This is a genomic window from Geodermatophilus sp. DF01-2 (assembly GCF_004571065.1).
Classification (GTDB): Bacteria; Actinomycetota; Actinomycetes; order Mycobacteriales; family Geodermatophilaceae; genus Geodermatophilus.
On the sequence record NZ_SPQN01000016.1, the window covers coordinates 41,676 to 52,270 of the forward strand.

Consider the following 10,595-nt stretch of genomic DNA (forward strand, 5'->3'; position numbering starts at 1 on the left):
GATGGTCATTGAAAAGTATTGTCGGGACTGTGGTGAGCTGAGGCCCGCTGGAGAGTTCACACGCGACCGGTCGCGACAGGACGGCCTGAGCTTCTACTGCAAGGTTCACGCGCGGCGGCGCCTGCTGCACTCGAAGGACGCGCGTCGAGGGCCGCCCAAGTCACGTCACAAGCGGGACATCGAGGTGCCGGACGGCCACAAGTGGTGCCCGGACTGCCGGCTCGTCAAGCCCTTGCAAGATTTCGTCCGGAACGCCAGCCAGCCAACCGGGTGGGCGCCCTACTGCAAGCCCTGCCATAACATCCGGGGCGAGGCGTCCAAGGACAAGATCGGCGGGTCGCGCACGTATCACCTCAGACGGCGGTACGGCATCACGGCCGAGGAGGCCGACACGATGCTCGAGGCGCAGAGCGGGCTTTGCGCCATCTGTCGGGACGCGCCGGCGCTCCACGTCGACCATGACCATGAGACAGGACTCGTCCGAGACCTGCTCTGCTTCAACTGCAACGGCGGGCTCGGCCAGTTCAAGGACGAGCCCGAGGTACTCCGTGCGGCCGCCGACTATGTCGAGCGACACCGGGCCTCGGGAGAATCCGTCAACAGCCGGCCGGAGGTCGGGGAGGGGCTCGGTCAGCGCCGGCCTGGCGTCTCGCGTGACCGGCGGTGCAGCCATGGGTTCGCCCGCTGGAAGGCGATGCAGGCGAGCAGCTGATCGTCGAGCCACCGCCCGAGTCCCATCCTGCGCCGAGGCGGCACGCTGTTCGCCCCGGCCGGACAGCCACCCTTCCGCGTCGCCGGTAGGGTCGCCAGCGAGAGCAAGAGAGACACCGGCACGCGGGCGAGAGGCGGATGGGTGAACGAGACGTCAGCTGGCCGGAGCGGGTTCCCGCCCGCCTACCTGGACCGGGTGGGTTCCTCGTTCACCGACTTCCTCGCGGCTACCGCCCCCGACCTGTTGCCGGGCCGCCGCCCGGTCCCGCAGCTGCCGGTCGGTGACATCGCGCCGCACGGCACCACGATCGTCTCGGTCACCTACGAGGGCGGCGTCCTCATGGGCGGCGACCGCCGGGCTACCATGGGCAACCTGATCTCCAGCCGGGACATCGAGAAGGTCTACCCGGCCGACGCCTGGTCGGTCATCGGCATCGCCGGCGCGGCCGGCATCGCCATCGAGATGGTCCGGCTCTACCAGGTCGAGCTCGAGCACTACGAGAAGATCGAGGGCCTCACGCTCTCCCTCGACGGCAAGGCCAACCGGCTGGCCCAGATGATCCGCGGCAACCTCGGCGCGGCGCTGCAGGGCCTGGCCGTCGTCCCACTGTTCGCCGGGTACGACCTCGACGCCGCCCCGGACACCTCCCCGGGCCGGATCTTCAGCTACGACGTCACCGGCGGGAACTACGAGGAGCGCGGCTACACCGCCGTCGGCTCCGGCTCGCTGTTCGCCCGCAACTCGCTGAAGAAGACCTGGCGGCCGGGCCTGGCCGAGGACGCCGCCACGCGCAGCCTCGTGGAGTCCCTGTACGACGCTGCCGACGACGACTCTGCCACCGGCGGCCCGGACCCGGTGCGCCGGCTGTACCCGATCGTGTACCGGGTGGACGCCGAGGGGGCCGTCCGGCTTCCCGACGACGAGGTCGCCGCCGTCGCCGCCGGCATCATCGACGAGCGGTCCGCCGCGGACGGGCAGGGCTGACGCCATGACCATGCCGTACTACGCCTCGCCCGAGCAGTTGATGCGCGACCGCTCGGAGTACGCGCGCAAGGGCATCTCCCGCGGCCGCAGCGTCGCCGTCGTCACCTACGCCGACGGCGTGCTGTTCATCGCCGAGAACCCCAGCTCCACGCTGCACAAGGTCGGGGAGCTCTACGACCGGATCGGCTTCGCTGCGGTCGGCCGCTACAGCGAGTTCGAGAGCCTGCGCGTGGCCGGCGTGCGGCTGGCCGACGTCCGCGGCTACTCCTACAACCGCCGCGACGTCACCGGCCGGGTCATCGCCAACGCCTACGCGCAGACCCTCGGCGAGATCTTCACCCAGCAGATGAAGCCCTACGAGGTCGAGCTCTGCGTCGCCGAGGTGGGCGAGACCCCGGAGACCGACCAGCTCTACCGGCTGACCTTCGACGGCTCGGTCGTCGACGAGCCCGACTTCATCGTCATGGGGGGCCAGGCCGAGGCGGTGAGCGCCAACCTGCGCGAGCACTTCCTCCCCGGCATGGGCCTGGCCGAGGCGCTCGGAGTCGGCGTGCAGGCGCTGTCGGCGGTCAGCCCGGCCACCACGGCCGGCAACGGCGGTCCTACGCTGCTCTCCGCCGAGCAGCTCGAGGTCGCCGTCCTCGACCGGCGGCGTCCCAAGCGGGCCTTCCGGCGGATCATCGGGCACGCGCTGGGCACGCTGCTGGGGCGCGAGGAGACCGGTGCCGTCCCCGCGGGCGAGGAGCCGCACACCGCCGCGCACTCGCCGAGCGTCCCGCAGCCGGGTACCCCTGCGGGGCTCGGCGAGCCCGGCGCGCCCGACAGCGGGGGGACGGCGGGCAGCGGGGGAGAGGCCCCCACCACCTGAGCAAGGACCCCCGTGCCCCCCACCGCTCGCAGGCTCGCGGCGGGACCCTGCACGGGGGCCACCGTCCGGGCGCCGGCACGGTCGACCGCGGCACCGAGTGGTCCCATGCGGCACCGTCCGCGGCCGAGGAGAACGAGGAGATCGACACGCACGGCCACGACGGCTACGGCGCCTGGCACCTGGCCGTCGACCCCGACGCGTCCGAGCACACCAAGGAGCGCTACGAGTTCCCCTACGGCGAGTGGCCCGCTGCAGGGCCCCGCAGCCGGCCCCGTCCCGGGCACCGCCCCGAGCGTGCGAGGGGCGGGGAGGACGGGGCCCTTCTCCGGTGCGGGGCAGTCCTTCTACACGGCGAGATCGTCGACGCCGCGGACGACCTCCTGCGCCGGCTGGACGCCCGGACGGGCTAGCACGACGCCCACGCGGGCGGCACGCGGCGCCGGGAGGCGGCTCGCGTCGGCATCGGCGCCTAGAGTCGGATCGTGGAACGACGGATCTTCGGCATCGAGACCGAGTACGGCGTCACGTGCACCTTCCGGGGCCAGCGCCGGCTGTCCCCGGACGAGGTGGCCCGCTACCTGTTCCGCCGTGTGGTGTCGTGGGGACGCAGCTCCAACGTCTTCCTGCGCAACGGCTCCCGGCTCTACCTCGACGTGGGCAGCCACCCCGAGTACGCCACCGCCGAATGCGACGACCTCACCGAGCTCGTCGTCCACGACAAGGCCGGGGAGCGGATCCTCGAGGGGCTGCTGGTCGACGCCGAGCAGCGGCTGGCCGAGGAGGGCGTCACCGGCGACATCTACCTGTTCAAGAACAACACCGACTCCGCCGGCAACAGCTACGGCTGTCACGAGAACTACCTGGTCGGCCGGCACGGGGAGTTCAGCCGCCTGGCCGACGTCCTCATCCCGTTCCTGGTCAGCCGGCAGATCGTCGTCGGCGCCGGCAAGGTGCTACAGACCCCGCGGGGCGCCATCTACTGCGTCAGCCAGCGCGCCGAGCACATCTGGGAGGGCGTCTCGTCCGCCACCACCCGCTCGCGGCCGATCATCAACACCCGCGACGAGCCGCACGCCGACGCCGAGCGGTACCGGCGGCTGCACGTCATCGTCGGCGACTCGAACATGAACGAGACGACGACGCTGCTCAAGGTCGCCGTCACCGACCTGGTGCTGCGGATGATCGAGGCCGGCGTCCCGATCCGGGACATGGCGCTGGAGAACCCGATCCGCGCCATCCGGGAGATCAGCCACGACATGACCGGACGGCGCAGGGTACGGCTGGCCAACGGTCGGGAGATGTCGGCGCTGGAGATCCAGTCCGAGTACCACTCCCGGGCCGCTGAGTTCGTCGACCGGGAGGGTTTCGGCCCGGTGCACCGGCAGATGCTCGAGCTGTGGGGCCGGGTGCTCAAGGCCGTCGACACCGGCGACCTCTCGCTCATCGACCGGGAGATCGACTGGGCCACCAAGTACCAGCTCATCGAGCGCTACCGGGCCAAGCGCGACCTGCCGCTGTCGCACCCGAGGGTCGCGCAGATGGACCTCGCCTACCACGACATCAGCCGCAAGCGCGGCCTGTACTACCTGCTCGAGCGCAACAACCAGGTCGACCGGGTGGCTCACGAGCCGCGGGTGTTCGAGGCCAAGAACGTGCCGCCGCAGACGACCCGCGCCCGGCTGCGCGGGGAGTTCATCCGTCGGGCACAGGAGAAGCGCCGGGACTTCACCGTCGACTGGGTGCACCTGAAGCTCAACGACCAGGCCCAGCGCACCGTCCTGTGCAAAGATCCGTTCAAGGCCGTCGACGAGCGCGTGGACAAGCTGATCGCCTCGATGTGACCGCCGTCGAGTGCTGCGAGCTCGTGGCCTCGCGAGCTGATCACCACGAGATCGCAGGAGTCGGCGAGCTGCGGCACGCTCGGGCGCATGGGCACAGCACTGGTCACGGGCGTCAGCAGGCGGGCCGGGATCGGCTCTGCCATCGCCCGGCGGCTGATCGACCGCGGGGACCGGGTCGTCGTCCACTCCTGGGTGCCGCACGACGCCGGCCAGCCCTGGGGCGCCGACGACCTCGAGGCCGTCCTGGCGGAGCTGGGCTCGCCGCCGCACGTCGCCGCCGACCTGGCCGGGCCCGACGCGCCCGCCGCGCTGGTCGCCGCGGCCCGGAAGGCCGTCGGGCCGCTGTCCACCCTTGTGGTCAACCACGCCCGCAGCGCGCTCGGCCGGCTCGACGAGGTGACCGCCGCCGACCTGGACCTGAGCTTCGCCGCCAACGCGCGGGCCAGTGTGCTGCTCACCCAGGCCTTCGCCGCCCAGTACGAGACGTCGGCCGGTCCGGGGGCGGTGGTGCTGTTCACCTCGGGCCAGCACCGCGCCCCGATGGCCCGGGAGATCCCCTACGCGCTGAGCAAGGGAGCGATCCAGCAGATCACGCTCACCCTGGCCGACGCGCTCGCCGACCGCGATCTCACCGTCAACTGCGTCAACCCCGGCCCCACCGACACCGGCTGGGCCGGTCCCGACGAGACCGAGGGGGTGGCCGCGGCCATGCCGCGCGGGCGGTGGAACAGCCCGGCCGAGGCCGCCGGCGTCGTCGCCTGGCTGACCGGGCCGGACGCCCGCTCGGTGACCGGCGCGACCATCGACGCCGAGGGCGGCTTCCGCCGGTGATGCTTGCGGTCGCTCCCCAGTGGCCCCGTAGAGGCCGCCGAGCGGGGTGACGTCCACCGAGGTGAGGGGGAACGCAGCGACCGCACCTCAGGGCACCTCGTCGGGCACCGGTACCCGCAGCGCCGCGTAGCGACCCGCGGCCGCCGCAGCCAGGAAGTAGGCCCGCTCCTCGGGGTAGCCGCGGCCCATCGTCGACAGCGGCACGGGGGAAAGGCCCAGGGCCTCTTCCAGCCCGTCGACGTCCATCCAGACCACCCGGTTGCGCTGCGGCTGGCCGGCGAGGTCCTCCTCCACCTGGCTGCCGAGCTCCGAGCCGAGCCCGCGCGGGGCCACCAGCGTCACCCCGCCCAGGGCCACCCGGCCGAACGCGGTGAGCGAGTGGTGGGAGACGCCGCGGTGCCGGGGCCGCGGGTCGGCGTCGGAGATGCGCAGCGCCCCGACCGGCTCCCCGCCGAGCACGGTGACCGCGTTGCACGCCTCGCCGGCGGCCACTCCGGAGAAGCCCCACGGCGTTCCGGTGCCGAGGTTGCCCGGCCCCTGGCTGACGATCGCCACGTCGGCGCCGAGGACGTGCCGCGCGGCGAGCAGCCCGGTGTGCAGGGTGACCGCCTCCAGGTCGCCGCCGAAGGCCTGTCCCACGGTGACCACGCCGGCCAGCGACGGCGCGAGGGCCGACAGCGTGCGGGAGAAGCCGGCGACCAGCGCGCCGCCGTCGGTCATGACGTAGGCGACCTTCAGGTCCGGGTCGGTGGCCAGGACGCCGATCAGTGCCGCAGGCAGCGCCGAGTGCAGGTCGGCCACGACGACCGGCATGCCCACGAGGTCGTCGGCGTCGGCGATCGTGCGGTGGTGCTCGGTGTCCTGCTCGTCGACCCCCTGCACGCTCACCTGCAGCGGCGTGTACCGGGCCTTGACCAGGTGGCCGGGGCCGGTCGGGTCAGGGGGCAGCCGGTCGGGGACGGCGACGACGAGGGCGTACCCGCCGGTGCCCAGCCGCTGCGCCCAGGCGGTGGTGTTGAGCAGCACGGTGTCGCCGACCTCCGGTACGCCCACCAGGGACGGGTGCGCCAGCGCCGGCACCTCGCCGTCCCCGGGAACCTCGGCGGTGAGCTCCTGGGCGTCGCGCCAGGCCCGCCCGAGGGCGGTCACCGTGCCCCGCCGCCACCGGATCCGCTGCCGTGTCGCCGCTGCTTCCCCCACGCGGGCAGCCTATGCAGCGCCCCGGCCCCGCTGCAGGGGCCCGCGCCTGCGCTCGCGAGGCGTGGAGGGCAGCGGGGTCCTTACTCTGGACGCGTGGCGGCGAAGCGGGCGGAGCGGCTGGTGAACCTGGTCATCGCCCTGCTGGGCACCCGGCAGTACGTGACCGCCGCCCGGATCCGGGCGACCGTGCCCGGCTACGAGCCCGACGACGGCACCGCCCGCGCCGACGAGGCGTTCAAGCGGATGTTCGAGCGGGACAAGGCCGAGCTGCGCGAGATGGGCGTGCCGCTGGAGACCGGCCGCACCAGCGTCTTCGACTCCGAGGACGGCTACCGCATCGCCCGCGCCGACTACGAGCTGCCCGAGATCACCCTCACCGGCGAGGAGGCCGCCGCGGTCGGCCTGGCGCTGCGGCTGTGGGAGTCCGCGCAGCTGGCCGGCGCGGCACAGAGCGCGCTGGTCAAGCTCAAGGCCGCCGGGGTGGACGTCGACACCTCCCGGGCGATCCCGCTGCGTCCCCGGCTGGACTCCGACGAGCCGGCGTTCGAGCCCTGTTACGCCGCGGCCCGCGACCGCCGGGTGCTCACCTTCGACTACCGCCGTCCCGACGAGGACGCCCCCGCCCGCCGCCACGTGCAGCCGTGGGGCGTCGTCGCCTGGCACGGCCGCTGGTACCTCGGCGGCCTGGACCTCGACCGGCAGGCGCCGCGGGTCTTCCGCCTCTCCCGCGTCGTGGGCACGCCCAAGGCCACCGGGCCGGCCGGGGCCTTCGAGCCACCGGCGGACGTCGACCTCGCGGCGATGGTCGCCGGGCAGTTCGGCGGGGAGGAGCAGCTCGTGGTGGTGCGGGCCCGTCCCGGCACCGCGGTCGGGCTGCGGCGGCACGCCGTCCCGCTGGGGCCGGCCGGGGACGGGGGCGACCGGCTGGAGCTGCGCACCACCGAGCCGATGCGGCTGGCCGACCAGCTCGCCGCCTACGGGCCGGACGTCGTGGTCGAGGCGCCGACCGCGGTGCGCCAGGCCGTCGTCGAGCGGTTGACCCGGCTGGCGGCGATGGCGCCGGAGGACACGGCGCCGGAGAACACGGGGCCGCAGGAGACGGCCCTCGCGGGGGAGACGGCGTGACCAGCGCACCCACCACCACCGAGCGGATGACCCGGCTGCTCTCGCTGGTCCCGTACCTCACCGCCCGCCCCCAGGGCGCGCCGCTGGCCGAGGTCGCCCGCGACTTCGGCGTCCCCGAGCGCCAGCTGCGCCGCGACCTCGAGCTGCTGTGGATGTGCGGCCTGCCCGGCTACGGGCCCGGCGACCTCATCGACCTGGCGTTCGAGGGCGACCGGGTGCGGGTCACCTTCACCGCGGGCATGGTGCGGCCGCTGCGGCTGACCACCGACGAGGCCGTGGCGCTGGTCGTCGCGCTGCGCACCCTGCTCGAGCTGCCGGGCCTCGCCGAGCGGGAGGCGGTCGGCCGGGCGCTGGCCAAGGTCTCGCGCGCCGCCGGGCACGCCACGCAGCGGGGAACGCCGGTGGCGCTGTCGGTCGACGCCCAGGAGCAGGCGCTGGCCGTCGTCCGGGAGGGCCTGGAGCGCGGCCGGGCGCTGCACCTGCACTACTACGTGCCTACCCGCGACGAGCGCACCGAGCGCACCGTCGACCCGCTGCGGCTGCTGCTGGTCGACGGCCGGTCCTACCTGGAGGCCTGGTGCCGGCGGGCCGAGGGCCTGAGGCTGTTCCGCCTCGATCGGGTCGACGACGTCGAGGTCCTCGACGAACCGGCGGCACCGCCGCCGGGCGTGCACCTGCGCGACGTCGACGCCGACCTCTACCAGCCCGAGCCGGGCTCGCCGGTGGTGCGGTTGCGGCTGGCCCGCACGGCCCGCTGGGTGGCCGAGTACTACCCGGTGGAGGACGTGCGCGAGGTCGACGACCCACCCGGCGGCCTCGCCGTCGCCGTCCGCACCGCCGACATGGCCTGGGCGCGGCGGCTGGTGGCCTCCCTCGGCGGAGCCGCGGCCGTCGACGAGCCGGCCGAGCTGGCCGCGGCGGTGGCGGCCGACGCCCGGGCGGCGCTCGCCCGGTATCCAGCCGACGGACACCCCCCGTCCCCCTCCGGCGGTTAGGGTCGGCAGGTGATGCTGCTCTGGGTGTGGATCGCCGTGGTCGTCCTGGCCGCCGTCGTGCTCGGCGCGCTGGTGCACGGGCTGCTCGGCGCCGCCGCGCGCTTGCGCCGGGAGGTCGCGACGCTGGAGCAGGAGGTGCGCCCGCTGCTCACCGAGGCGCAGGCCACGGCGGCCCGTGCGGCGGAGGTGCAGCGGCCGTCCTGATCCCCCCGTTTCGGGGGCGGCAGGACCGTTCCGGAGACGTAGCATCGACGATGCCCACCCGAACCTGGAGGACCTCATGGCCGGACTCGGCCCCCTGGAGATCGGCCTGATCATCCTGGCCATCCTGCTGCTCTTCGGCTACAAGAAGCTGCCGGACGCCTCACGCTCGCTGGGCCGCTCGCTGCGGATCTTCAAGGGCGAGATGAAGGGCATGAAGGACGACGACGTCCGCACCAAGGACGCCGCCCGCACCACCCCCGTCCGTGGTGAGGTCCTGCCGCCGGCGACCCCGGCCGACCGGGAGCAGGAGACCCTCGAGGCCGAGGCCCGGGCCGCGGAGGCCCGCGCCGCCGAGCTGCGCGCCCGCGCCACCCGGACCGGCCCGGCGGACAGCACCCGCTGACCCCAGCCCCCGGCACCACCATGAGCGACAGCAGCGCGGGCGAGGCGGCCCGGCGCCGATCCGGCCTGCGCCGGCGCCGCCCGGCGCGGGACGCCACCGCGACGATGACGCTGGTCGCGCACCTCACCGAACTGCGCAACCGGATCGCCAAGGCGCTGCTGGCGCTGCTGGTCGCCACCGCCGTCGCCTTCTGGTGGTACGAGCACGGCCTCGGGGACTTCATCCGGGCGCCGTACTGCAACCTGCCGGCCGATCTGCGCTTCACCCAGGGCAGCGAGCAGGAGTGCGGCCTGCTCATCACCGACGTCCTGGGCGGCGTCTTCATCCGGCTGAAGGTCAGCTTCCTCTGCGGCGCGGTGCTCTCGGCGCCGGTCTGGCTCTACCAGCTCTGGGCGTTCATCACCCCCGGGTTGAAGAAGAACGAGAAGCGCTACGGCATCGGTTTCGTCGCGATCTCCTCGACCCTGTTCGCCCTCGGCGCCGCGCTCGCCTACGTCTCGCTGTCGGCGGGCCTGGAGCTGCTGCTGGGCCTGGCCGGCAGCGGCACGGTGATCGCGCTGACCGCCCAGGACTACATCGGCTTCGCGCTGTCGCTGCTCATCGCCTTCGGGGTCAGCTTCGAGGTGCCGCTGATCGCCGTCGCGCTCAACCTGGTCGGCGTCCTCACCTACGAGGCGCTGCGCGGGGCCCGGCGGTGGATCTTCTTCCTCACCGTCGTCTTCGCCGCCTTCGTGACCCCCACGCAGGACCCGTTCACCATGCTGTTGATGGCCGGGCCGATGATCGTGCTCTTCGAGCTGGCCATCCAGGTGGCCCGCTTCGTCGACCGGCGCCGGGCCAAGCGGGACGCCGCCCTGCACGGCCTGGGCGACGACGAGGCCTCGCCGCTGGACGCGAGCCCGTCCCAGCTCGACGCCGCACCCACCCCGTACGACGACCTGCGCCGGGAGGACCCCACCACGGAGGCCCAGGCCGCGCCGGTCGACGGCCCGCCGGCCCGCTCCCGCGGCTGAGAGTGGACCCCCCTGCCCCCGCCGTGGAAGGACCCCGTCCCGGCCCGTCCCGGGTCCCGCCCCGAGCTCGCGAGGGGTGGGGAGGACGGGGTCCTTGACGAGAGGTGAGGAGGACGGGGTCCTTCAAGGGGCCGCGGCGGACCCCTGCAGAGGGGCCGGCATGGACGTCAGCGTCCTGGTGAGCCCGGCGGCGGGCCGAGGCCGGGCCGCCGCGGTCGCCGGCGTCGCGCTCGACGTCCTGCGTGCTGCCGGGCTGGCGCCCCGCGTGCTGCACGCCACCACCCGCGCCGCGGCCGAGCCGGAGCCGGCCGTCGACCACCGTGGTGCCGATCGAGATCGCGTCCTCGGGCCGGGTGTGGCGTACCGCGTTGGCGGCCAGCTGCATCAATGCCTGGGTCAGCCGTTGGCCGTCGGCGAGC

The 10,595-nt window shown here is 73.9% G+C and carries 11 protein-coding genes and 1 pseudogene; 11 read left to right on the plus strand and 1 reads right to left on the minus strand.

Annotated elements, in window-relative coordinates; translation table 11 throughout:
* Position 1 precedes the first annotated feature (1 nt).
* From E4P41_RS07155 to E4P41_RS07180, 5 genes are all read left to right on the plus strand, one after another.
* Complete coding sequence (locus tag E4P41_RS07155) at positions 2-712, plus strand: endonuclease VII domain-containing protein (protein WP_135140211.1); 711 nt, start codon at positions 2-4, stop codon at positions 710-712.
* 141 nt (positions 713-853) lie between these two features.
* Entirely contained in the window at positions 854-1,696 is an 843-nt protein-coding gene (gene prcB, locus E4P41_RS07160) for a proteasome subunit beta (RefSeq protein WP_135140212.1), read from the plus strand.
* Between the two features lie 4 nt (positions 1,697-1,700).
* Positions 1,701-2,564, plus strand: coding sequence for a proteasome subunit alpha (prcA, locus tag E4P41_RS07165; RefSeq protein WP_135140213.1), 864 nt, complete (start codon positions 1,701-1,703; stop codon positions 2,562-2,564).
* A gap of 482 nt (positions 2,565-3,046) precedes the next feature.
* A complete protein-coding gene (pafA, locus tag E4P41_RS07175; protein ID WP_135140214.1) occupies positions 3,047-4,405 on the plus strand; it encodes a Pup--protein ligase in 1,359 nt (452 codons plus the stop codon).
* 87 nt (positions 4,406-4,492) lie between these two features.
* A complete protein-coding gene (locus E4P41_RS07180; protein ID WP_135140215.1) occupies positions 4,493-5,236 on the plus strand; it encodes an SDR family oxidoreductase in 744 nt (247 codons plus the stop codon).
* An 87-nt stretch (positions 5,237-5,323) separates the two neighbouring features.
* On the opposite strand, the gene E4P41_RS07185 is transcribed toward E4P41_RS07180, so the two are convergent.
* Complete coding sequence (locus tag E4P41_RS07185; RefSeq protein ID WP_135140216.1) at positions 5,324-6,436, minus strand: DUF3866 family protein; 1,113 nt, start codon at positions 6,434-6,436, stop codon at positions 5,324-5,326.
* Positions 6,437-6,529: 93 nt separating this feature from the next.
* Between E4P41_RS07185 and E4P41_RS07190 the strand changes: the two genes are divergently transcribed.
* The 6 genes and pseudogenes from E4P41_RS07190 to E4P41_RS07215 all read left to right on the plus strand — a co-directional run.
* Positions 6,530-7,561 carry a WYL domain-containing protein gene (locus E4P41_RS07190; RefSeq protein WP_135140217.1) on the plus strand — a complete coding sequence of 344 codons (1,032 nt, stop codon included), beginning with the start codon at positions 6,530-6,532 and terminating at the stop codon, positions 7,559-7,561.
* Positions 7,558-8,556 (plus strand): WYL domain-containing protein, encoded by a 999-nt coding sequence (locus E4P41_RS07195; protein ID WP_245177161.1) that lies wholly within the window; start codon positions 7,558-7,560, stop codon positions 8,554-8,556. Before E4P41_RS07190 ends, E4P41_RS07195 begins: the two co-directional genes overlap by 4 nt.
* 12 nt (positions 8,557-8,568) lie before the next feature.
* The gene (locus tag E4P41_RS07200; protein WP_135140228.1) at positions 8,569-8,760 is read left to right on the plus strand and encodes a hypothetical protein; all 192 of its coding nucleotides are present in this window, start codon (positions 8,569-8,571) and stop codon (positions 8,758-8,760) included.
* A gap of 76 nt (positions 8,761-8,836) precedes the next feature.
* Entirely contained in the window at positions 8,837-9,163 is a 327-nt protein-coding gene (gene tatA / locus E4P41_RS07205; RefSeq protein ID WP_135140218.1) for a Sec-independent protein translocase subunit TatA, read from the plus strand.
* Between the two features lie 20 nt (positions 9,164-9,183).
* Entirely contained in the window at positions 9,184-10,176 is a 993-nt protein-coding gene (gene tatC / locus E4P41_RS07210) for a twin-arginine translocase subunit TatC (protein WP_135140219.1), read from the plus strand.
* A 160-nt stretch (positions 10,177-10,336) separates the two neighbouring features.
* Positions 10,337-10,595 (plus strand): annotated as a pseudogene (locus E4P41_RS07215) (sphingosine kinase); the annotation flags it as partial.